Below are 23,171 nucleotides of genomic sequence, written 5' to 3'. Positions count from 1 at the left end.
TCCGGTAACACCTGCGATTGACTTCGCTTCCCCCCATCCGGACTATAGGTGCCCCGCGCCGGCCCAGCCGGCCCAACGAGGACCCTTTCCATGCCTGATGTCACCCTGACCACCCTGCAAGGTCTGAAGCAGAGCGGCGAGAAGATCGCAATGCTGACAGCCTACGATGCCACCTTCGCCCACGCCGCCTGTACGGCCGGGGTGGAGATGCTGCTTGTCGGCGACTCCCTCGGCATGGTGCTGCAAGGACACGACAGCACGCTGCCGGTCACGGTCGAGGAAATGGCCTACCACACTGCCTGCGTGAAACGCGGCAACCGTGGCGCGATGATCGTCACCGACCTGCCCTTCGCCTCCGGAACCTCGCTGCAGCGCCTGCTGGATGACGCGGTCAAGGTCATGCAGGCCGGCGCCCACATGGTCAAGCTGGAAGGCGGCGCCTGGCTCGCCGAGCCGATCGTGCGCCTGGCGCAGATGGGCGTGCCGGTGTGCGCGCACCTGGGCCTGACCCCGCAATCGGTCAACCTGTTCGGCGGTTTCAAGGTTCAGGGCCGCCAGGAGGCCCAGGCACGCCAGCTGCGCGCCGACGCCATCGCTCTGGAGCAGGCCGGCGCCGCCATGCTGCTGCTGGAATGCGTACCCAGCGCCCTTGGCAAGGAAATCAGCGAAGCCGTGAAGATCCCGGTGATCGGCATCGGCGCCGGCAACGGCACCGACGGCCAGGTCCTGGTGCTGCACGACATGCTCGGCCTGTCGCTGACCGGCCGCTCGCCGAAGTTCGTGCGCAACTTCATGGAAGGCCAGCCGGACATCCCGGCCGCCCTTGCCGCCTACGTCGAAGCCGTAAAAGACACCTCCTTCCCCGGTCCCGAACACGGATTTTCCGCATGAACACCGTCAAGACCGTCCGCGAACTGCGCGCGGCCATCGCCCGTGCGCGCAGCGAAGGCAAGCGCATCGCCCTGGTTCCGACCATGGGCAACCTGCACGCCGGCCATGCCGCACTGGTGGCCAAGGCCGGGCAGCGCGCCGACTTCGTGGTCGCCAGCATCTTCGTCAACCCGCTGCAGTTCGGCCCGACCGAGGACCTGGACAAGTACCCGCGTACCCTCGCCGCCGACCAGGCCAAGCTGCTCGAGGCGGGCTGCCATCTGCTGTTCGCCCCCGGCGTCGAGGAGATGTACCCGGACGGCATGGACGGCCAGACCAAAGTCAGCGTCCCCGGCGTCTCCGAAGGCCTTTGCGGCGGCAGCCGCCCGGGGCACTTCGACGGCGTATCCACCGTGGTCTGCAAGCTGCTGAACATGGTGCAACCGGACATGGCGCTGTTCGGCGAGAAGGATTTCCAGCAACTCGCGGTGATCCGCAAGATGGTCCGCGACCTGAACATCCCCGTGCAGATCTTCGGCGAGCCCACCGTGCGTGCCGAAGACGGCCTGGCGCTGTCCTCGCGCAACGGCTACCTGAGCGCTGAGCAACGCGCCATCGCGCCGGTGATCCAGCGCACCCTGAAGCAGCTCGCCGAGCAACTGCGCGGCGGTTCGCGCGATTTCGCCGCGCTGCTCGAAGCAGGTCGCCAGCAGATCGAAGGCGCCGGCCTTCGCATGGATTACCTGGAAATCCGCGAAGCCCTCAGCCTGCGTCCGGCTGCCGTCGAGGACAAGCACCTGGTGATCCTCGCCGCCGCCTTCCTCGGCACCACCCGCCTGATCGACAACCTGCCCCTGCAGCTCGACTGAAGCCCCCTCCGGAACACCCGCCCAGGCCGCGCCACGCGCGGCTTGAGGGCGGATCGCCGGTTGGGCATACTCTGCCGCCGTTCGCGCCAAGCCCCCACAACAACAGGAGCGCCCGCCATGCACAGCATCATGCTCAAGGCCAAGCTGCACCGTGCCGAAGTCACCCACGCCGTCCTCGACTACGAGGGCTCCTGCGCCATCGACGGCGAATGGCTCGACCTCGCCGGCATCCGCGAGTACGAACAGATCCAGATCTACAACGTCGACAACGGCGAGCGCTTCACCACCTACGCTATCCGCGGCGAGGAAGGTTCGCGGATGATCTCGGTCAACGGCGCCGCGGCGCACAAGGCCAAGGTCGGCGACCGGGTGATCATCTGCGCCTACGCCCAGTACAGCGACGCCGAACTGGTCGACTACAAGCCGCGTATGCTCTACATGGCTCCGGGCAACCAGCTCAGCCACACCAGCAACGCCATTCCGGTCCAGCTGGCCTGATCGCGAAAGCCCGGAACACCCGGGCTTTTTCACGCTCAAACGCACGTCTCATTCGCCGAAGGTACGCCATGGAACACCACCTCACCCCGCTGGACGCCACTCGCCTTGGCAGCTGGCAGGCTCTCGTCGAACACCGCAAGGACCTGCAGCATTTCAGCATGCGCCAGGCGTTCGCCAGCGATCCGAAGCGCTTCGAACGCTTCTCGCTGAGCGCCTGCGGCCTGTTCCTCGACTTCTCGAAGAACCTGATCCGCGAAGACACCCTCGACCTGCTGGTCAAACTGGCGGAAGAGGCGCAGCTGGGTGAGGCCATCCAGTCGATGTTCCGCGGCGAGGTGATCAACGCCTCCGAGCGTCGTCCGGTACTGCACACCGCGCTGCGCCGGCCGATCGGCGACAAGGTGCTGGTGGACGGCGTCGACGTGATGCCGGAAGTGCACCGCGTGCTGCACCAGATGACCGAACTGGTCGCCGCTGTGCACAACGGCCTGTGGCGCGGCTACACCGAGAAGCCGATCACCGACGTGGTGAACATCGGCATCGGCGGCTCCTTCCTCGGCCCGCAGCTGGTTTCCGAAGCCCTGCTGCCGTTCGCCCAGAAAGGCGTGCGCTGCCACTACCTGGCGAACATCGACGGCAGCGAATTCCGCGAGATGACCGCCAAGCTCAACGCCGAGACGACCCTGTTCATCGTCTCGTCGAAGTCCTTCGGCACCTTGGAAACCCTGAAGAACGCCCAGGCCGCACGCGCCTGGTACCTGGCCCAGGGCGGCACCGAGGCGGAGCTGTATCGCCACTTCATCGCCGTATCCAGCAACAAGGAAGCGGCGACCGCCTTCGGCATCCGCGCCGAGAACATCTTCCCGATGTGGGACTGGGTCGGCGGCCGTTACTCGCTGTGGTCGGCCATCGGCCTGCCGATCGCCATGTCGGTCGGCATCAACAACTTCAAGGAGCTGCTGTCCGGCGCCTACAGCATGGACCAGCACTTCCAGACCGCGCCCTTCGCCCGCAACATCCCGGTTCTGCTGGGCCTGCTCGGTGTCTGGTACGGCGACTTCTGGGGCGCGCGCAGCCACGCGATCCTGCCCTACGACTACTACCTGCGGAACATCACCGACCACCTGCAGCAGCTGGACATGGAGTCCAACGGCAAGAGCGTGCGCCAGGACGGCACCCCGGTCTCGGCGGGCACCGGCCCGGTGATCTGGGGCGGCGTCGGCTGCAACGGCCAGCACGCCTACCACCAGCTGCTGCACCAGGGCACTCACCTGATCCCGGCGGACTTCATCGTCCCGGTGTCCAGCTACAACCCGGTCGCCGACCACCACCAGTGGCTGTACGCCAACTGCCTGTCGCAGAGCCAGGCCATGATGGTCGGCAAGAGCCGCGAAGAGGCCGAGGCCGAACTGCGCGCCAAGGGCGTGGACGAAGCCGAAGTGCAGCGCCTGGCGCCGCACAAGGTGATTCCGGGCAACCGCCCGAGCAACACCCTGGTGCTCGAGCGCATCAGCGCCCGCCGCCTGGGCGCGCTGATCGCCATGTACGAGCACAAGGTGTACGTGCAGAGCATCCTCTGGGGCATCAACGCCTTCGACCAGTGGGGCGTGGAGCTGGGCAAGGAGCTCGGCAAGGCGGTCTACGGTCGTCTGGTCGGCAGCGAGGAATCGGCGGCAGAAGACGGCTCCACCCAGGGCCTGATCAACTACTTCCGCGGCCGTCACCGCGGCTGATCGGCGCCTAGCGACACCCGAGTGCCCACGCCCTGGCGACAGGTCGTGGGCACTGTCGTTTCTAGCGGCAGAAACGCTGGCGGTATTCGCTCGGCGTCACGCCCAGCGTTTCGACGAAGGCCCGGCGCAGGTTGTACTCGTTGCCGAAGCCGGTCCGCTCCGCCGTCCGTTTGAGTGAGGTGGAATCACTCTCCAGCAGGCGACACGCCGCCTCCAGACGCAGCTGCAGCAACAGCTTCGCCGGACTCAGTCCCAGCGCCGCCTGGCAATGCCGGTGCAGCGTCCGCGAGGACACCGCCATCAACGCGGCCATTTCCTCCACGTCCAGCGCTTCGTGCAGATGTTCCCGCAAACAGGCGACCAAGCGCTCCGCCAAGCCGCCTGATGGCGCCTGCTGGGCCAGCAACTCGGCGCTGAACTGGCGCTGTCCGCCCGGGCGGCGCAGGTACATCACAAGGCCCTTGGCTACCCGCAGGGAAAGCTCGCGGCCGTAATCTTCTTCGACCAGGCTCAGGCACAGGTCCATGCCAGCGGTAACACCCGCCGAGCTATAGAAGCGTTCGTCTCGTACGAAGAGCGCGTCTTCCAGCACCCGCAAACGCGGAAACAGGCGCTGCAGTAGCGCGGCGTAACGCCAGTGCGTAACGACGGGACGTCCATCCAGCAGACCGGCCTGCGCCAGCAGGAAGGCGCCGGTGCAAATGGCGCCGCAGCGGCGAACGTGCGGCGCAGCATCACGCAGCCAGGCTGCCAGCCGCCCTTGCGCCAGCACCTTCTGTACTCCATAGCCGCCGGCCACCAGCAGCGTGCAACCCACCAGGCTCGCCGGCTCCGGCAGCGCTTCGCTCATCAACTCCAGCCCCGTACTGGAACGCACCAACCCGCCTTCCGGAGATACCGCGCGCAACGCATAGGCTGCGCCAGGCTCATGCTCGGCGACCGAGGCGAATACATCCGCCGGCCCGCTTGCGTCGAGCAACTGGAAGTCGGGAAAGATCAGCAGGATCACCGAATGGGGAGCGGTCATGGCGGCAGCACTCACACGAGGATTGGCAGATATTCACCTATCAGTGTCATTTGCGACATCCCTGGAACAAACAGACTGGAGGCCCACTTCCAGGAGAACGACCATGCGCATCCTGCTGCTGACCGCACTGCTGCTTTTTCAAGCCATAGTCGCCCGCGCCGAAGACGAACGAATGCCGAGCTTCCACCCTCGTGTCGAAGGCGGGCGACCGCTGGTAGCGGTGGTCGGCGAGAACCGCATGACCGAACTGGTCGACTTCCTAGTGCCCTACGGCGTACTGAATCGCGCGGGCGTCGCCGAAGTGATGGCGCTGTCGACCGACGAAGGACCGCTGAACCTGATGCCGGCGCTTCGGGTCCGCGCACAGATGACCACCGCCGAATTCGCCCGGCGTTATCCACAAGGCGCGGACTACCTGATCGTCCCCGCCGTGCATGACAGCGGCGATTCCGGGCTCGTCCAATTCGTCGCCACCCAGGCAGCCAAAGGCGCGGTCATCGTCGGCATCTGCGATGGCGCCAAGGTGCTCGCCCAGGCTGGCCTGCTGGACGGGCGCCAGGCGACCGCCCACTGGTATTCGCGGAGGCAGCGTGAGCACGACTTCCCCGCCGTGCGCTGGCAGAACGGACGCCGTTACGTGGTGGACGGCAAGCGGGTCACCAGCTCGGGCGTCAGCGCTGCGCTGCCGGTGTCACTGGCGCTCGTCGAAGCCATCGGTGGGAGGGCCCGAGCGGAGGCTCTCGGCAGCGAACTGGGCATTGACGACTGGTCGCCACGCCTCGACGGCCAAGCCTCCAGCCTTGGCTTCGACGGTTACCTCGCGGCGGCGACGAACACCCTGGCGTTCTGGCGCCACGAAACCTTCGGCGTGCCGTTACACGCGGGAATCGACGAAGTTGCCCTGGCCCTTCGCATCGACGCCTGGGCGCGCAGCTATCGCACCGAAGTCCTGGCAACGGGTGCGGCACCGGTCATCAGCCGCGCCGGCCTGGAACTGCTTCCGGACTCCGCCGCAACCGACCTGAGCCCGCTGCCCGGCCGTGCCCTGCCCGCAGGCGAAACCCTCGACGAGGCGCTGGATTTGCTCACCACGCGCTACAACCAGGAGACCGCGAAGCTGGTCGCCGCCCAGCTCGAATATCCGCGCCCCGAACGCCGCGCCGCCACGGACAGTCGAAAGACCATGGACTACCCTTGAACCCGCCACGGCCTGGATGCACCCTTAGGAGTCATCTCGGCTCGACAACAACAAGGATTCGCCATGTACGAGATCAGCCTTCACCCCGTGCCGGAAGCGACGCGCCAGCGCGCCCTTCTCGACAATGATGCCTACCTGCGGATGTACCAGCAGTCGGTAGAGAAACCCGATGAATTCTGGGGCGAGCAGGCCAAGGTCTTCCTCGACTGGTTCAAACCCTGGCACTCGGTGCACCACGGCGACCTCGCCCGTGGCCAGGCCAGTTGGTTCAAGGGCGGCCAGCTCAACGTCGCCTACAACTGCATCGATCGCCATCTGGAGAAGCGCGGCGACCAGGTCGCCATCATCTGGGAAGGCGACAATCCCAGCGAATCCGCGCACATCACCTACCGCAAGCTGCACAGCCATGTCTGCCGCCTGGCCAACGTGCTCAAGAGCCGTGGCGTGGAGAAGGGCGACCGGGTCTGCATCTACATGCCGATGATTCCCGAAGCGACCTACGCCATGCTGGCCTGCGCGCGCATCGGCGCCATCCACTCGGTTGTCTTCGGTGGCTTCTCGCCGGACTCCCTGCGCGACCGCATCCTCGACTCCGACTGCCACGTCGTGATCACCGCCGACGAGGGCGTGCGCGGCGGCAAGTACGTCCCGCTCAAGCAGAACGTTGAAAAGGCCCTGGGCGACTGCCCGAACGTTTCCACCGTGGTCGTCGTGCAGCGCACCCAGGGTGAAGTGCCCTGGGTCGAGGGCCGCGACCTCTGGTACCACGAGGCCCTGCACGGCGTGAGCGAAGACTGCCCGCCGGAACCGATGGATGCCGAGGACCCGCTGTTCATCCTCTACACCTCCGGCTCCACCGGCAAACCCAAGGGCGTGCTGCACACCACCGGCGGCTACCTGCTGGGCGCGGCCATGACCCACAAGTACGTGTTCGACTACCACGACGGCGACATCTACTGGTGCACCGCGGACGTCGGCTGGGTCACCGGGCACAGCTACATCGTCTACGGCCCGCTGGCCAACGGCGCCACCACGCTGGTGTTCGAGGGCGTGCCGAACTATCCGGACGCCTCGCGCTTCTGGCAGGTGATCGACAAGCACCAGGTGAACATCTTCTACACCGCCCCCACCGCCATCCGCGCGCTGATGCGTGAAGGCGAAGGCCCGGTGAAGAAGACCTCGCGCAGCAGCCTGCGCCTGCTCGGCTCGGTGGGCGAACCGATCAACCCGGAAGCCTGGGAGTGGTACTACCACGTGGTCGGCGAGACCCGCTGCCCGATCGTCGATACCTGGTGGCAGACCGAGACCGGCAGCATCCTCATCACCCCGCTGCCCGGCGCTACCGCGCTCAAACCCGGTTCGGCCACGCGCCCGTTCTTCGGCGTGCAGCCAGTACTGCTCGACGAGAAGGGCCACGAGATCAAGGGGCCAGGCTCCGGCGTGCTGGCGATCAAGGCCAGTTGGCCGAGCCAGATCCGCAGCGTCTACGGCGACCACCAGCGGATGATCGACACCTACTTCAAGCCCTACCCCGGCTACTACTTCACCGGCGACGGCGCACGCCGCGACGAAGACGGCTACTACTGGATCACCGGGCGGGTCGACGACGTGATCAACGTCTCCGGCCACCGCATCGGCACCGCCGAGGTGGAAAGCGCCCTGGTGCTGCACGACGCCGTGGCCGAAGCCGCGGTGGTCGGCTATCCGCACGACCTCAAGGGCCAGGGCATCTATGCCTTCGTCACGCCGATGAAGGGAGTTGAGCCCAGCGACGCACTGAAGCAGGAACTGGTCGCGCTGGTCAGCAAGGAAATCGGCAGCTTCGCCAAGCCCGAACTGCTGCAGTGGGCGCCAGGCCTGCCGAAGACCCGCTCGGGCAAGATCATGCGGCGCATCCTGCGCAAGATCGCCTGCGACGAGCTGGATAACCTCGGTGACACCTCCACCCTCGCCGATCCCAGCGTGGTCCAGGGATTGATCGACAATCGCCTGAACCGCTGATGCGACATCCGGTCACGGGCTGCAAGCAAGGCGGCGGCAGATTAAGCTGAAAGCGATCACCGCCGTGTTGCAGCCCGAGGCCTGAAGTCGTTCATGGAAAGCGTTCGCCGTCATATCGAAAGCCAGGTCCTGAGCCTGACCGGTCTCGCCCTCGGAGGAGTCGACTTCGAATCCCCCAAGGGCGACCCGGGCCTGTTCGGCCCCGATTCCGCCTGCTGGAAGGTCCATGGCGATTTCAGCTCCATGCTCATCGGCGGCATCAGCGCCCTGCTCCTGCAGATGCTGCATCCGAGCGCCCTCGGTGGAGTGTGGGATCACTCCAACTTCCGCGCCGACATGCTCGGCCGCCTGCGCCGCACCGGCCAGTTCATCTCCACCACCACCTACGGCTCGCAAGCCGACGCCGAGAAGCTCATCGCGCGGGTCATCCGCATCCACGAGAGCGTCACCGGCACCCTGCCCGACGGCACGCCCTACGCGGCCAGCGATCCGGAACTGCTGACCTGGGTCCACGTCGCCGAAGTCAGCTGCTTCCTCAAGTCGCACCTGCGCTACCTCAACCCGGACCTGCCCGGCAGCGAGCAGGATCGCTACTACGACGAGATCGCCCTGGTCGCCGAACGCCTGGGCGCGCGCAACGTGCCGCGCTCGCGGCAGGCGGTGGAGGAGTATCTGGAGCGCATGCGCCCGCACCTGCGCTACGACGAGCGCACCCGTGAAGTGGTCGATGTGCTGCTCAATGCGCCGGCGCCGAGCTCCTTCGCCAAGCCCTTCGGTGTGTTGATGATGCGCGCCGGTATCGACCTGCTGCCCGAATGGTCGGCCGACATGCTCGGCCTGTCCCTGCGTCCGATCCAGCGCCAGCTGATCCGCGCCAGCGTCAAGCGCAGCGTGCCGCTGCTGCGCTGGGCGGTGCGCAACGGCTCGCTGCATCGCGCACGCCGGCGCATGGGCCTGCCACCGCTGCGCTGAGCTCTCGCCAAGCGTGACCACTCGGTTCGGGGAGTGGCCCGCCACAGCCCCCTGTGCAACCATGGCCGTTCGTTCGCGGCGGCGCTCTGCCGCCATCAGCTGAGGAATCGCGCTATGCAAGATGTCGTCATCGTCGCTGCCACCCGTACCGCCATCGGCAGCTTCCAGGGCTCCCTTTCGTCCCTGCCCGCCCACGAACTGGGCGCCGCGGTGATCCGCCAACTGCTCGCACAGAGCGGCGTGGCCGCGGATCAGGTCGATGAAGTCATCCTCGGCCAGACCCTCACCGCCGGCGCCGGGCAGAACCCCGCGCGCCAGGCCGCCATCGCCGCCGGCCTGCCCAACAGCGTGCCGGCCATGACCATCAACAAGGTCTGCGGCTCCGGCCTCAAGGCGCTGCACCTGGCCGCCCAGGCGATTCGCTGCGGCGACGCCGAAGTGATGATCGCCGGCGGTCAGGAAAGCATGAGCCTCGCCCCCTATGTCATGCCCGGCGCCCGCACCGGCCTGCGCATGGGCCACGCCAAGCTGGTCGACAGCATGATCCAGGACGGCCTGTGGGATGCCTTCAACGACTACCACATGGGCATCACCGCCGAGAACCTGGTGGCGAAGTACGAGATCAGCCGCGAAGAGCAGGACGCCTTCGCCGCCGAGTCGCAGCGCAAGGCCGCCGAGGCTGTCGCTGCCGGTCGCTTCGAGGCGGAAATCACCCCCATCGAGATTCCCCAGCGCAAGGGCGAGCCGCTGCGCTTCGTCGTTGACGAGCAGGTTCGCGCCGGCACCACCGCCGACGCCCTGGGCAAGCTCAAGCCGGCCTTCAAGAAGGACGGCAGTGTCACCGCCGGCAATGCCTCGACCCTCAACGACGGCGCCGCCGCCGTGCTGCTGATGAGTGCGGCCAAAGCAAAGGCCCTGGGTCTGCCGGTGCTGGCGCGAATCGCCGCCTACGCCAATGCTGGTGTCGACCCGGCGATCATGGGCATCGGCCCTGTGAGCGCCACCCGTCGCTGCCTGGAGAAGGCCGGCTGGGCGCTGGCCGACCTCGACCTGATCGAAGCCAACGAAGCCTTCGCCGCCCAGGCCCTGGCAGTGGGCAAGGAGCTCGGCTGGGACGCGGCCAAGGTCAACGTCAACGGCGGTGCCATCGCCCTCGGCCACCCGATCGGGGCCTCCGGCTGCCGGGTGCTGGTAACGCTGCTCCATGAAATGCTCCGTCGCGATGCAAAGAAGGGCCTGGCGACCCTGTGCATCGGCGGCGGCCAGGGTGTCGCCCTGGCCATCGAGCGCTGAGTCTTTTTCTCGGAGCGGTCGCCACGACCGCTCTGCCGCACTATGGTGGGCGATCTCGCAAACATTGGGGAGCGCCCATGAACATACGAGTCGTCCTGGTGGAAGATCACCCAGCCGTGCGCCTGGCAGTCCGCACACTGCTGTCGCGCGACCCGCAATTCGAGATCGTCGGTGAAGCCTCGGACGGCAACAGCGGGCTCAACCTGGTGCGCCAGGAGCGCCCGGACCTGGTGATCATCGATCTCGGCATCCCCGGCATGGACGGCCTGGACCTGCTCCCCCGGGTACAGGGTGTCGACCCCAACATCCGCCTGCTGGTACTCAGCTCGCAGGACGAACGGCTCTACGCCAACCGGGTGGAGGCTGCCGGCGGCCACGGTTTCGTCAGCAAGACCCGCGACACCGCCTCCATCCTCGATGCCGCGCGCCTGCTGGTTGCCGGCTACAACTGCTTTCCGAATCGTGCCGCCAATACCTCGTCGGGCGACAGCCAAGTCGCCGTGTTGACCTCACGTGAGCTCGTGGTCCTGCGGCGCCTGGTATCGGGCATGAGCAACAAGCAGATCGCCGACGAGCTGTTCCTCAGCCAGAAAACCATCAGCACCTACAAGACCCGCATCCTGGAAAAACTGCAGTTGAGCAGCCTGGTCGACCTGGTGGAATTCGCCCGCGAGCACAACGTCTAGGCACTTTCTCGAATTTTGAACTGGCGCCTTGTGCCGCATCCGGCTGAACTTCCCAGCCATGCCATACTCCTAGGCACGCCACGACGGAAAGCGACCCCCGCCATGACCAAAGGATTGATTCGCGTATGCGGCACCCTGGTGCTGCTTTTCCTCCTCTATTGCCTGCTCGGCTTCCTGATCCTTCCAGGCATCGCCCTGCGCGAGGCCAACCAGCAACTGGCGAAGTACGCCACGGTGCCGGCCCACATCGAGCGCATCGAGCTGAACCCGTTCAGCCTGGAGCTGAACGTCTGGGGGCTGCACATCGGCCAGGGCGAGCAGGAACAACTGGCACTCAAGCATCTGTACGCCGACGTGCAATGGGACAGCCTGTGGACCCGCCAGCTGCATCTGGTCGATCTCCGCCTGGTGGGGCCGCACAGCGAGGTGGTGTTCGCCGAGGACGGCACGCTGAACCTTACCCGCCTGTTCAAGCTGCCGCCCAGCCAACCGGCCGCGCAGCAGCCGGAGAGCAAACCCTTCCCGATCCAAATCGAAAGCATCTCCCTGAGCCAGGGCAGCGTTCACTTCCAGGACAACCGCCTGAGCGAGCAGGTCGACTTCGTCCTCGACCCGCTGAGCTTCGAACTGCACCACCTCAGCACGCTGCCCGATAGCGGCGCGCAGATGACCCTCAGCGGCCTCGGGCCGCACGGCGGCAAGATCGACTGGAAGGGCGACTTCAGCCTCATCCCGCTGACTTCGCAGGGCAACCTGACGGTCGAGGGCATCCCCCTCAAGGCCTGGTGGCCGTATGTGCGCGACAACGTCCCGCTGGAACTGCAGCAGGGCATCCTCAGCGTCGCCACCGACTACAAGCTGGACCTGAGCCACGACACCCAGTTGCTGCTGGAGAAGACCAGCGCGAATCTGAAAGACCTTGACCTCAAGGACCCGGCCGGAAAGCCGCTGGTGAAGATGACCAGCCTCGATGTGAGCGACACCAGCATCGACCTGGCGAAGCGCGAAGTGGTAGTCGGGCAGATTCGCAGCCAGGGCCTGGAAACCTCGGCGGCGCGCGAAAAGGACGGCCAACTGGACTGGCAGAAGCTCTTCGCCAACTTCCAGAAACCGGTGCGCAAGGCCGCGCCAGCCGCCGAACAGAAAGCCCCGAGCACGGATGGACAGGCTCCCGCGCATACCCTCGACGGCGAGCAGAAGCCGGCAACGGCGCAAGCTCCTGCCAGCGAGCAGGTCAAGGACTCTGCGGCAGCGCCGAACAAAGGCGAAGCCGCTCCGGCAGCGGCAAAGCCCACGGTCGAGCCGGATGCCCATGCCCAGGCAAAAGCTGAGGCAAAGGCCCAGATCAAAGCCCAGGCACAGGCCGACCAGGCCGAGGCCGCCGCGAACAAGCCGACAACCCCGCCGCCGGAACCAGCCAAGCCGGCCGAGCCGCAGAAGCCCTGGCACGTCGTGCTGCGCGACACCCAACTGCGCGGCTACAAGGTGCATCTCGCCGATCGCGTACCGGCCAAACCGGTGGCGCTGGACATCGGCCCGCTCGACCTCGACCTGCAGAACCTCGACAGCTCGCTGACCAGCCCGCTGCAGCTCAAGCTGAAGACCGGTATCGGCAACAAGGGGCAGATCGAGGCCAGCGGCCAGGTTATCCCCAACCCCATCAGCGCCAAGCTCAAGGTCGCCACGCGCGACATCGACCTGCGCCTGGCGCAGTCCTACCTCGAACCCTTCATCCGCCTGGAGCTGCGCAGCGGCTTCCTCGCCAGCGACCTCGACGTCGACCTGAAGAACATCGCTCCCCTGGCCTTCAGCGTCAACGGCAGTGCCCAGGTAACCCAGCTGCACACGCTGGACACCCTTAAAAGCCGCGACTTCGTCAAATGGCAGAAACTCACCCTCGCCGGCGTGGCCTACAACCATGGCGACAGCCTGGTGATCCAGAGCGTCAGCTTCGAGCAGCCCTATGCGCGCTTCATCATCAACGAGGACCGCACCACCAACATCAACGACCTGCTGATCCCGCAGCCGCAGTCGGGTAGCGCACCCGCCAGCGCCTCCGCGAAGCCCGCCGCCAGCGGCGAGAAGCCGCTGGGCATCCGCATCGGCGGCATCCGCATCAACGACGGCTCGGCGAACTTCGCCGACCTGACGCTGCGCCCGGACTTCGCCACGGCTATCCAGAGCTTGGGCGGCGAGATCGGCACCATCGACAACCGCAATCCGCAGCCCGCCGCGGTGAATATCACCGGCAAGGTCGACAAGTACGCCCCGGTCAGCATCAAGGGCAGCCTCAACCCCTTCTCGCCGCTGGAGAAACTGGACATCGCCACCAGCTTCAAACGCGTCGAGCTGACCACACTGACGCCCTACTCGGGCAAGTTCGCCGGCTACCGCATCCGCAAGGGACGGCTCAACCTGGACCTGCACTACCAGATCACCAAGGGCCAGATGAAGGCGGAGAACAAGGTACTGGTGGAACACCTGCAACTGGGCGAGAAGGTCGACAGCCCGGACGCCGTGGACCTGCCAGTGAAGCTCGCGGTAGCCCTGCTAAAGGACACCAACGGCAACATCGACATAGAGCTACCGGTGGAAGGCGACCTGAACAACCCGCAGTTCAGCGTCATGCCGATCGTCTGGCAGACCCTGCGCAACCTGGTGCTGCGGGCCGTGCAGGCGCCCTTCAAGTTCATCGCCGGGCTGGCTGGCGGTGGCGGCGACGAGGATCTTGGCGCGGTCTCCTTCACTGCAGGCTCCGCCGACCTGACCCCGGCCGCCCAGAGCAACCTGGACAAGCTGGTCGGCGCGCTCAAACAGCGCCCGTCCCTGAAGCTCGAAGTGGAAGGCGTCAGCGCCGCCGCCAGCGACGGCCCGCTGCTCGCCGAGCAGCGCCTGCAGCAGGACTTCCGCGACAACTACTACAAGATGCTGCAACGCCGCGGCGACAAGGTGCCCAGCGATTCGAGCAAGCTCGAAGTACCGGAAGACGTACAGCCCGCCCTACTCGAAGGCATCTACCGCACGCGCCTGAAGCAACAGCCGCCGGCGGAATGGCAGCAGCTGAGCAAGGACGAGCGCACGGCCAAGATGCGCAAGGCCGTGGTCGACTCCTGGAGCGGCAGCGCGCTGCTGCTGCGCAAGCTCGCGCAGCAGCGTGGCGCGCAGATCAAGGACTACTTGGTGTCCAAGGGCGGACTGGGGGATGATCGTATCTATCTGATCGACGTCAGCCAGGGCGAGGCCGACAAGAACGGCGAAGTCGCCACCCAACTCCACCTGGACAGCGATTGAGGCAGTCCGCGATGAAACCCCTTCCCCTTTTGGCCGGCGCCCTGCTCCTGGGCGCTGGCTTCGCTCACGCCGACAGCATGCGCTGCGGCAGCTCGCTGGTGGACGTTGGCGACCGCGCCTGGGAGGTCGAGCAGAAGTGCGGCCCGCCGGTGCACCGGGACGAAGTCGGCTACACCGTCGGCGAGTACGACCGCCGCGAATACCGCATCGAGGAATGGGTCTACGGCCCGAACAACGGCGCAACCTACATCCTGACCTTCGAAGCCAATCGCCTGACCCGCATCGAATTCAAGCGCGACTGACCTCGCGGAGCCCCCATGCGCCTTGCCGCCCTTCTCCCTGTTCTGTTCCTCTTCGCCGCCGCTCAGGCCAGTGCCGACAGCATGCGCTGCGGCAGCACCCTGATCAGCAGCGGCGACACCACCAGCGACGCCTACTCCCGCTGCGGCGAACCGACCGACCGCTCCTACCTCGGCACCCGCATCGTGGTTGGCGACTGGGGCCAGCGCGAGGAAGTGCGGGTCGAGGAATGGATCTACGGCCCGTGGAACGGAATGCTGTATTTCGTGATCTTCAAGGGCAACCGCGTCGACTCCATCCAGAGCAAGCGCAGCGACTGACAGCCTCGGGGCGCGGTGATAGTCTCGCGCCATCATTGCGCCTGCCAGGGATAGGACGCCCATGCTCATCGTTCCCGCCGAACACCCGCTGGACTGGAAGAAGCCACCGCAGATCACGCTGCTGCTGATCCTGCTCAACTGCCTGATCTTCTTTTTCTACCAGGGCGGCGATGACGCCCGGCAGCAGCATGCGGTCGACGTCTACCTGCAGCAGGACCTGCTCGGCCACGAGCGCCCGCTGTTCGCCGAATCCTTCGCCCGCCGCGAGAAGCTCGACATCACCCAGCAGCAGCAGATCGAGCGCATGCGTCGCCAGGACCTGGCCTGGGTGATCCTCCGCGACCTGGAGTTCGGCCACGAACTGCGCAGCCTCCCGGCCTACCAGCAGGATCCAGCCTGGCAAGCGGCGCGCGAACAGGCCGAGGCCGCGCGCAACCAGCTCAGCTCGCTGCGCTTTGGCTTCATCCCGGCGCACTTCACCCTGCAGGGGCTGGTCGGCTCGATGTTTCTGCACGGCGACTTCTGGCACCTGTTCGGCAACATGGTGTTCCTCTTCGTCTTCGGCTTCGCCCTGGAAGTGGCGCTTGGCCGCGCAATGTACCTGGCGCTGTATCTGCTCAGCGGCCTGTGCTCGGGCCTGCTGTGGTGGGCGCTGGACCCGGTGTGGGTCACGGGGATTGGCGCCTCCGGCGCGGTCTCCGGGCTGATGGGCATGTACATCGGCGTCTACGGTCTGAAGCGCATCCGTTTCTTCTACTGGCTGGGCCCGATGCTGGGCTATTTCCGCGCGCCGGCGCTGTGGATCCTGCCGCTGTGGATGGGCAAGGAACTGTTCGGCCTGCTGCGCGCCGCCGACCACGTCAACTACTACGCGCACCTTGGCGGGCTCGCCTCGGGTTTTCTGCTGGTGTGGCTGCCCCGCCAGTTCGGTCGAATCAAGGTCGACGAAGCCTATCTGGCCAAGGAAGACCCGGATGCCCCGTTCAAGCGTGAGCTCGCCGCGCTGGACGCGCTGATCGGCCGCTTCGCCCTGGACCAGGCCTCTACCCGTGGGCTGGACCTGCTGGCGCGCTATCCCGGTCGCCTGCTGCTGATCGAGCGCCTCTACGGTGTCGCCCGCTCTCGTCAGGACGGCGCTCTCTACAGCGCACTGCTCAAGCAACTGTTCGCCCTGCCGGCAGCGGAGGGCGCAGCCCTACTGCGCCGTCTGGCTGACGACAGTGCGGGGGAAGATCAGCGCCTGCTTCGCCATCCGCAGGTGCAACTGCACCTGCTGCAGAAGCTCCTGCAAATGATCGACTCCCAGCGCGCCCTCGCCGCCTGGCGGCGGGTGGCCCGGAGCGGCCAGCAGCCGGCGCAACTGCCGCAGCTCACCCTGCAACTGGCCAAGCAGCTTGGGCCGCAGCGCGATAGCCGCGTCCTCGCCGAACTGGATCAGTTCCTGCGCAAGGCCTATCCGGACGCCGAGCAGACTCGCCAGCTCGCCCTCTACCAACAGCAGGCGCGCTGACAAAAAGAAAGGCCCCTCCGACGGATACCGGAGGGGCCTTGAGAACGGCTACAGACGATCACTGAACTCGCGCACTTCCCTTTCCGCGCGCTCGCGCGTCCAGCCGTAGCGCTCCTGCAGTTTGCCGACCAGATACTCGGCGTGTCCGTCCGCCGCCCGCAGATCATCGTCGGTCAACTTGCCCCACTGCTCCTTGAGCGTGCCGGACAACTGCTTCCATTTACCTTTGATCACATCGCTATTCATGACGGGGCTCCTGTACTGCAAGGCGAGCTCACTCCACGGCCTTCAGGCCATCGGCCGATACCGCTTTCACTCCCTTGATTCCCTTGGTGGTCTGGATCGCCAGCTGACGCTCGGCGTCCGTCTTCACCGTACCGGACAGGGAAACCACACCCTGGTTGGTTTCCACCTTGATGCTGGTGCCGCTGATGTCCTTGTTGGCGATCAGGCTGGATTTCACCTTGCTGGTGATCCAGGTATCGGAAGCCATCTCTTCGGTTTTCTGCACGGTTTCATTCGCGGCGAGGGTCGTCGGTTGCGCGAACACCGAACCGGCGAACGAGAAACTGATGGCGGAGGCAGTAGCAGCGGCAAGGGCCAGTTTGCGGAAACGGGGTTTCATGGCGATCTCTCCTATTGCTTGCGAAGAACTGCAGCCATGCCTGGCGGCAGTGACAGGAGTGATATCGCAAGCCTCGGGCCAACTTTTGCCATCAAAATAAACCATTAAGTATCAAATACTTAACTTGAAATTCAGAAACCAATGGCTGGGCAAATTGCACAATGAGCCGCAGCTCACCGTGCAATTTGCAGTATCCCTAGCTGCCTTGCGCAGCCATGCGCGCGAGCACCCGCTCCAGTGCTTCGACCTCACCGAGCAGCGGGCTTTCGGGGTAGCGCTGGCGGATGAAGGCGAGCAGTTTGCCTGCCGCATCCGCTTGGCCGAGCCCTTCTGCAAAACCACGGGCCGCCAGCAGATACGCGCGGGCAACATGCGGGTACTGCGGGAAACGCTGGTGCAGGTTGCGCAGCAGGCTGAGGCCTTCGCGGGTCTTGTGCCGGTCCAGGAGGACGCCGGCGATGCGCTCGCAGATCAGGGGGTCGTCCGGCAGGAAGTCGGCTTGAAGTTGGCGCGCATTGAGGAAGGCGTTGGCCGCCAACTGCGGGTTGCTCCGGCAGGCCAGCGCCAGGTAGCCCGGCAGGTGTGCCAGACAATCACCGCGCTCGTTGAGCACGTACAGCAGTTGGTGATAGCGCTCATTGAGCCGCAAGTCTTCCGGGTCCTGGCGCAAGGCCGAGCTGAGGATTTCCACAGCAGCGCCGCCCTGCCCTTCCTTGACCCGGACCTCGGCTTCCGCGAGCGCCTTGCGACGGCGCCATTCGGCCTCGGGGAAGCCCTGGGCCGCGTCGTCGCCGGCGACCACGTAGCCCAGAGCGCCCTGATACTGGAACACCGCGTATCCCATCATGGCGCACATCACCACGCCGAAATACCCGAACAGCAAGGCCAGAACCGGCAGCAACACCACCCGTGGCAGGCCGAAACCCAGCAGCCAGGCCAGGTAGCTCGGCGACTGCCAGAGGATGAAGAGGAACAGGCAAAGGATCAGGTAACGCCAACCCATGGCGGCGATCACCTGGCCTACTTCCGCCGGGCTCAGCGCGGCGCCCAGCGACTTGTCCAGCGCCAGGCGGATGATGCTGGCCGGCAGCACCAGGACCAGCGCGACGTTGACGCTCCAGAACAACGGCGGGCTCTCGAAGTCGGCCGCCAGCCAGAGCAGCACCATGGCCACGCCGAACACGCCGAGCTGACGCAGGAAGGCGCCGAAGCTGGATCCATCGAAAGCCTCGGCCAGGCTCGGTGCGTCGTTGCTGCCGAGGCTGGCTTGCTCGATCACGCTGTGCAGGTATTTGGTGGCGATGCTCAGCAATGCCAGCCAGAACACGAGAACGCTCGGCATGAACAGGCTGGCCAGGGCCAGCGCGCCGGCGAACATCAGCGGGCCGGGTTGCAGCGCATAGGCGAAGAATTTCGGCAGGCGCTCCCAGAAAGGTTCGGCACTGTTGGCCGCGCCCAGGTAGCGCAGCTGGCCACGACACAGCGGGCAGGACGGCGCGTACTCCGGCACATCGGCATTGAGCGGCACACAGCAGTCGCCGAAGTGGCGCTCGCAGGGCGCGCAATGCCAGGTAGCGGGTTGCGCCTGGTGGTAGTGGCAGTGTTGCTTGTCCATCGGCCGCGGGTTCCTTCCGTGCTGGCGAGGCGCCATTGTCCAGGCAAAAAAAGAGGGCCCGCAAGGGGCCCTCTTTTTATTTCGCTACTGCTTGGAATCTGATCACGATCTCGCGAGCTAGAGCAGAACAAGGCGAAAACAGGTGAGGGAGCGCAGTTTAGACAGCTAAATGAGCATCACTCGCCTGTTTTCAACGCCGTTATGCCGACGCGCAGCAGATCGTGGCAGGTTCCTTAGACGCCGGAGGCTTCTGCAGCGGCCACGTCCTTGATGGACAGCTTGATGCGGCCGCGGTTGTCCACGTCCAGCACCAGGACTTTGACTTCCTCGCCTTCCTTCAGGACGTCGGTGACCTTGTCGATGCGCTTGTCGCTGATCTGCGAGATGTGCACCAGACCGTCTTTGCCCGGCAGGATGTTGACGAAGGCGCCGAAGTCGACGATGCGCTCGACCTTGCCGACGTAGATCTTGCCGATCTCGGCTTCGGCGGTGATGCCGAGGACGCGCTGCTTGGCAGCTTCAGCGGCTTCCTTGGTTTCGCCGTAGATCTTCACGCTGCCATCGTCCTCGATGTCGATCGAGGCCTTGGTCTCTTCGCAGATACCACGGATGGTGGCGCCGCCCTTGCCGATGACGTCGCGGATCTTGTCCGGATCGATCTTCATCATGAGCATGGTCGGGGCGTTTTCCGACAGCTCGGCGCGCGGCTGAGCGATGACCTGGTTCATCTGGCCGAGGATGTTCAGGCGAGCTTCCAGGGCCTGGCCCAGGGCGATCTCCATGATCTCTTCGGTGATGCCGTTGATCTTGATGTCCATCTGCAGGGCGGTAACGCCCTTGTCGGTACCGGCGACCTTGAAGTCCATGTCGCCCAGGTGGTCTTCGTCACCCAGGATGTCGGTCAGGACGGCGAACTTGTCACCTTCCTTCACCAGGCCCATGGCGATACCGGCAACCGGCGCCTTGACCGGCACACCAGCGTCCATCAGCGCCAGGGAAGCACCGCACACGGAAGCCATGGAGCTGGAACCGTTGGATTCGGTGATCTCCGAAACCACGCGGATGGTGTAGGGGAACTCGTCCTGCGACGGCAGCATGGCGGCAACGCCACGACGGGCCAGACGGCCGTGACCGATCTCGCGACGGCCCGGGCTGCCCATGCGGCCGCACTCGCCCACCGAGAAAGGCGGGAAGTTGTAGTGCAGCATGAAGGCGTCCTTGCGCTCGCCTTCCAGGGTGTCCAGCAGCTGAGCGTCACGGGCGGTGCCGAGGGTGGCAACGACCAGGGCCTGGGTTTCGCCACGGGTGAACAGCGCCGAACCGTGGGTCTTGCCCAGTACGCCAACTTCGATCTTCAGCGGGCGAACGGTGCGGGTGTCGCGGCCATCGATACGCGGTTTGCCGGTAACGATGTTCTCGCGAACGATGCGGTATTCCAGCAGGCCGAAGACGTCTTTGACTTCAGCGGCCGGGTACTGGCCTTCGCCTTCGCCGGCGAACTTGGCGAGGACTTCCTCGCGCAGGGCGTCCAGGGCCGCGTAGCGTTCCTGCTTGACAGTGACGGTGTAGGCCTCGGAGATCGCAGCGCCGAACTCTTCCCGGATGGCGTTGATCAGGGCGGTGTTCTCTGCCGGAGCGCTCCAGTTCCAGGTCGGCTTGCCGGCTTCGGTGGCCAGTTCGGCGACGGCGCGGATGACAGCCTGGAACTCTTCGTGGGCGTACAGCACGGCGCCCAGCATCTGGTCTTCGGTCAGCTCGTCGGCTTCGGATTCAACCATCAGCACGGCGTCGGAGGTACCGGCCACGACCATGTCGAGGCTGGAGCTCTGCAGTTGCTCGTAGGTCGGGTTCAGGATGTAGCCGATTTCCGGGTGGAAGCCGACGCGAGCGGCACCGATCGGGCCTGCGAACGGAATGCCGGAGATCGCCAGAGCGGCGGAGGTGCCGATCATGGCAGCGATGTCCGGATCGGACTTCTTGTTGGTCGAAACGACGGTGCAGACGACCTGCACTTCGTTCATGAAACCTTCGGGGAACAGCGGGCGGATCGGACGGTCGATCAGGCGCGAGGTCAGGGTTTCCTTCTCGGAAGGACGGCCTTCACGCTTGAAGAAGCCACCCGGGATGCGGCCGGCGGCGTAGGTTTTCTCCTGGTAGTGCACGGAGAGCGGGAAGAAGCTTTTGCTCGGGTCTGCCTGCTTGGCACCGACGACGGTGACCAGCACGGTGACGTCGTCCATGGTGACCAGGACGGCACCGGTGGCCTGGCGGGCGATGCGGCCAGTCTCGAGGGTTACGGTCGACTGACCGAACTGGAATTTCTTGATTACCGGGTTCACGGTTTTTCTACCTTCTCTTTGTTGCCTTGGGGGAAATCGTGGAAATGCCGGGAGTCGGACCCGATGCCATTCCCAAAAAAGCGAGAAGCCGGGAGCCCGAAGCCCTGCATCGGCAAATACCGACGCAGAACCCCAGACTCCCAGCTTCTCACTTCAGGCTTGCCGTCTTAGCGACGCAGGCCCAGGCGACCGATCAGGGCGCTGTAACGAGAGGTGTCCTTGCTCTTCAGGTAGTCCAGCAGCTTACGACGCTGGTTAACCATGCGGATCAGGCCACGACGGGAGTGGTGGTCTTTGCCGTTGGCCTTGAAGTGATCCTGCAGCTTGTTGATGTTGGCGGACAGCAGTGCAACCTGCACTTCCGGAGAACCGGTGTCGCCTTCAGCTTGCTTGTACTCGTTAACGATCTGGGCTTTCTCTTGGACGCTCAGTGCCATGATGGGCTTTCCTCTGAGGTAACAGGCCAGGGACTTCTCCCTGTGTTCATATAAGAGGAGTGACCGTGCCTGCTGACAGCCACCCTCGGTTCCGGTCTTATGACCGAATCAGTCGACGCGGTGCGATTCGCCCGTCGTCTGTCACTTCACCGATACCGATGAAACGACCTTCATGATCCTGCACACGCAAGAGGCCGAACTTCGGCGCCTCGGGTGCGCGTACCGGCTGCCCGTGCAGCCAATAGTAGGCGCTGTGCTCGGAAAGCTGCAGCAGCGGCCAGTGCTCCAGGCCGGCGTCTACCGGCAACAGGAAGCGGTCGAGGGCTTCGTTGCCACCCTCGGCATGGGCTTTTTCCAGCTCTTCCAGCGTGATCGCCTGGGGCAGAGCGAAGGGACCGGCCTGGGTACGGCGCAATGCTGCTACGTGTGCACCGCATCCCAACACCTGGCCAATGTCCTCGACCAAGGTACGGATATAGGTGCCCTTGCTGCAGGCAACCGACAGGGTCGCGTCAGGCGACTCGAAGGCCAGCAAATCCAAGCGCGCAATAGTAACAGAACGCGCCTCGCGCTCCACTACTTCACCGGCCCGGGCCAACTTGTACAGCGGCTGGCCGTCCTTCTTGAGTGCCGAGTACATCGGCGGAACCTGCTCTATCTCGCCGCGGAAGCGCGGCAGCACGGCCTCCAGCGCTTCCCGACCGACGGTCACCGCGGATTCCTCGACGATTTCGCCCTCGGCGTCGCCGGTGGTGGTGGTGATACCCAGGCGGGCAACGGTTTCGTAGGCCTTGTCGGCATCCAGCAGGTACTGAGAGAACTTGGTGGCCTCACCGAAGCACAACGGCAGCACGCCGGTCGCCAGAGGATCGAGGCTGCCGGTGTGCCCGGCCTTCTCGGCATTAAGCAGCCAACGCACCTTCTGCAGGGCCTGGTTGGAGCTCATGCCGCGCGGCTTGTCGAGCACCAACACGCCGTTGACCGCACGGCGGATACGTTTTACCTGGGCCACGCCTTACTCCTCGGAACCGCCGCCGTGGCGACGATCTTCCGCCACCGCCCGCTCGATCAGGGCCGACAGCTCGGCACCACGACGAATGCTCGCGTCGTAGGTGAAGTGCAGTTGCGGCACAGTGCGCAGCTTCATCGCCTTGCCCAACTGCATGCGCAGGAAGCCAGCGGCGTCATTGAGGATGGAGGTGTTCTGCTTGATCACCTCGGCGTTGTCGTCCTGGCCCATCACGGTGATGAACACCTTGGCATGGGACAGATCGCGCGCCACGTCGACGCCGGTGATGGTCACCAGGCCCAGGCGCGGATCCTTGATCTCGCGCTGGATCAGCAGCGCCAGTTCGCGCTGCATCTGATCGCCGATACGCTGTGTACGGCTGTACTCTTTGGCCATTTTCCTAACCTGCTTCCGGCGCCTTGCAGGCACCGGCAAAAAATACGGGTTTGAATTCAGCCGGATAACTAGGCGGGGAGCCGATGGCAGTGCTCCAGCACGGCAAGGCTGCCCAACGACGTTATACGGTTGAAGGCGAATCCGTTTAAGCGGCAAACGCCCGGGAAAGCTGGAAAGCCGTC

21 protein-coding genes are annotated in these 23,171 nt (G+C 65.3%); 13 read left to right on the top strand and 8 right to left on the bottom strand.

The window, feature by feature from the left end:
• The first annotated feature begins 90 nt into the window (after positions 1 to 90).
• The 4 genes from panB (at position 91) to pgi (ending at position 3,970) form a co-directional block, all read left to right on the top strand.
• On the top strand, positions 91 to 891 hold the full coding sequence (panB, locus tag ACA097_RS16665; protein WP_043255267.1) for a 3-methyl-2-oxobutanoate hydroxymethyltransferase: 801 nt from the start codon (positions 91 to 93) through the stop codon (positions 889 to 891).
• Positions 888 to 1,739: a pantoate--beta-alanine ligase gene (panC, locus tag ACA097_RS16660; RefSeq protein ID WP_043255270.1), complete on the top strand. Its 852-nt coding sequence runs from the start codon at positions 888 to 890 to the stop codon at positions 1,737 to 1,739. The genes panB and panC overlap by 4 nt, the downstream gene beginning before the upstream one ends.
• 117 nt (positions 1,740 to 1,856) lie before the next feature.
• On the top strand, positions 1,857 to 2,237 hold the full coding sequence (gene panD / locus ACA097_RS16655; protein ID WP_043255272.1) for an aspartate 1-decarboxylase: 381 nt from the start codon (positions 1,857 to 1,859) through the stop codon (positions 2,235 to 2,237).
• 68 nt (positions 2,238 to 2,305) lie between these two features.
• The gene (pgi, locus tag ACA097_RS16650) at positions 2,306 to 3,970 is read left to right on the top strand and encodes a glucose-6-phosphate isomerase (RefSeq protein WP_043255274.1); all 1,665 of its coding nucleotides are present in this window, start codon (positions 2,306 to 2,308) and stop codon (positions 3,968 to 3,970) included.
• Between the two features lie 61 nt (positions 3,971 to 4,031).
• On the opposite strand, the gene ACA097_RS16645 is transcribed toward pgi, so the two are convergent.
• The gene (locus ACA097_RS16645; protein ID WP_371364607.1) at positions 4,032 to 4,997 is read right to left on the bottom strand and encodes a GlxA family transcriptional regulator; all 966 of its coding nucleotides are present in this window, start codon (positions 4,995 to 4,997) and stop codon (positions 4,032 to 4,034) included.
• 103 nt (positions 4,998 to 5,100) lie between these two features.
• Between ACA097_RS16645 and ACA097_RS16640 the strand changes: the two genes are divergently transcribed.
• The 9 genes from ACA097_RS16640 to ACA097_RS16600 all read left to right on the top strand — a co-directional run bounded on the left by ACA097_RS16640 (position 5,101) and on the right by ACA097_RS16600 (position 16,568).
• Complete coding sequence (locus tag ACA097_RS16640; protein WP_371364605.1) at positions 5,101 to 6,195, top strand: DJ-1/PfpI family protein; 1,095 nt, start codon at positions 5,101 to 5,103, stop codon at positions 6,193 to 6,195.
• A 63-nt stretch (positions 6,196 to 6,258) separates the two neighbouring features.
• Positions 6,259 to 8,196: an acetate--CoA ligase gene (gene acs / locus ACA097_RS16635; RefSeq protein WP_371364603.1), complete on the top strand. Its 1,938-nt coding sequence runs from the start codon at positions 6,259 to 6,261 to the stop codon at positions 8,194 to 8,196.
• Between the two features lie 93 nt (positions 8,197 to 8,289).
• The gene (locus ACA097_RS16630; RefSeq protein ID WP_043255282.1) at positions 8,290 to 9,168 is read left to right on the top strand and encodes an oxygenase MpaB family protein; all 879 of its coding nucleotides are present in this window, start codon (positions 8,290 to 8,292) and stop codon (positions 9,166 to 9,168) included.
• Positions 9,169 to 9,282: 114 nt separating this feature from the next.
• Positions 9,283 to 10,461: an acetyl-CoA C-acetyltransferase gene (locus ACA097_RS16625; RefSeq protein WP_043255284.1), complete on the top strand. Its 1,179-nt coding sequence runs from the start codon at positions 9,283 to 9,285 to the stop codon at positions 10,459 to 10,461.
• 77 nt (positions 10,462 to 10,538) lie between these two features.
• Positions 10,539 to 11,147 (top strand): response regulator, encoded by a 609-nt coding sequence (locus ACA097_RS16620; RefSeq protein WP_371364599.1) that lies wholly within the window; start codon positions 10,539 to 10,541, stop codon positions 11,145 to 11,147.
• A 102-nt stretch (positions 11,148 to 11,249) separates the two neighbouring features.
• Complete coding sequence (locus ACA097_RS16615; RefSeq protein ID WP_371364597.1) at positions 11,250 to 14,438, top strand: DUF748 domain-containing protein; 3,189 nt, start codon at positions 11,250 to 11,252, stop codon at positions 14,436 to 14,438.
• An 11-nt stretch (positions 14,439 to 14,449) separates the two neighbouring features.
• Positions 14,450 to 14,740 (top strand): DUF2845 domain-containing protein, encoded by a 291-nt coding sequence (locus ACA097_RS16610; protein ID WP_043255288.1) that lies wholly within the window; start codon positions 14,450 to 14,452, stop codon positions 14,738 to 14,740.
• A 15-nt stretch (positions 14,741 to 14,755) separates the two neighbouring features.
• Positions 14,756 to 15,058: a DUF2845 domain-containing protein gene (locus tag ACA097_RS16605; protein WP_043255290.1), complete on the top strand. Its 303-nt coding sequence runs from the start codon at positions 14,756 to 14,758 to the stop codon at positions 15,056 to 15,058.
• Between the two features lie 61 nt (positions 15,059 to 15,119).
• Positions 15,120 to 16,568, top strand: a complete 1,449-nt coding sequence (locus ACA097_RS16600; RefSeq protein ID WP_371364594.1) for a rhomboid family intramembrane serine protease — start codon at positions 15,120 to 15,122, stop codon at positions 16,566 to 16,568.
• Between the two features lie 48 nt (positions 16,569 to 16,616).
• Here the strand turns inward: ACA097_RS16600 and ACA097_RS16595 are convergent, their stop codons facing one another.
• The 7 genes from ACA097_RS16595 to rbfA all read right to left on the bottom strand — a co-directional run bounded on the left by ACA097_RS16595 (position 16,617) and on the right by rbfA (position 22,989).
• Positions 16,617 to 16,814, bottom strand: a complete 198-nt coding sequence (locus ACA097_RS16595) for a CsbD family protein (RefSeq protein ID WP_160288423.1) — start codon at positions 16,812 to 16,814, stop codon at positions 16,617 to 16,619.
• Positions 16,815 to 16,842: 28 nt separating this feature from the next.
• The gene (locus ACA097_RS16590) at positions 16,843 to 17,193 is read right to left on the bottom strand and encodes a BON domain-containing protein (RefSeq protein WP_160288424.1); all 351 of its coding nucleotides are present in this window, start codon (positions 17,191 to 17,193) and stop codon (positions 16,843 to 16,845) included.
• A 196-nt stretch (positions 17,194 to 17,389) separates the two neighbouring features.
• Entirely contained in the window at positions 17,390 to 18,808 is a 1,419-nt protein-coding gene (locus ACA097_RS16585) for a hypothetical protein (protein ID WP_371364591.1), read from the bottom strand.
• 233 nt (positions 18,809 to 19,041) lie between these two features.
• A complete protein-coding gene (gene pnp / locus ACA097_RS16580; RefSeq protein WP_043255300.1) occupies positions 19,042 to 21,147 on the bottom strand; it encodes a polyribonucleotide nucleotidyltransferase in 2,106 nt (701 codons plus the stop codon).
• Between the two features lie 167 nt (positions 21,148 to 21,314).
• Entirely contained in the window at positions 21,315 to 21,584 is a 270-nt protein-coding gene (gene rpsO, locus ACA097_RS16575) for a 30S ribosomal protein S15 (RefSeq protein ID WP_017518939.1), read from the bottom strand.
• A gap of 97 nt (positions 21,585 to 21,681) precedes the next feature.
• Positions 21,682 to 22,596, bottom strand: a complete 915-nt coding sequence (truB, locus tag ACA097_RS16570; RefSeq protein WP_371364588.1) for a tRNA pseudouridine(55) synthase TruB — start codon at positions 22,594 to 22,596, stop codon at positions 21,682 to 21,684.
• Positions 22,597 to 22,599: 3 nt separating this feature from the next.
• A complete protein-coding gene (gene rbfA / locus ACA097_RS16565; RefSeq protein ID WP_043255305.1) occupies positions 22,600 to 22,989 on the bottom strand; it encodes a 30S ribosome-binding factor RbfA in 390 nt (129 codons plus the stop codon).
• Between the last annotated feature and the right edge of the window lie 182 nt (positions 22,990 to 23,171).

Origin of the sequence: Pseudomonas sp. QL9 (genome assembly GCF_041409665.1) — a bacterium.
Classification (GTDB): Bacteria; Pseudomonadota; Gammaproteobacteria; order Pseudomonadales; family Pseudomonadaceae; genus Pseudomonas; species Pseudomonas knackmussii.
Note: the sequence above shows the minus strand (reverse complement) of the source record. Positions and strands in the feature narration are given on the sequence as shown.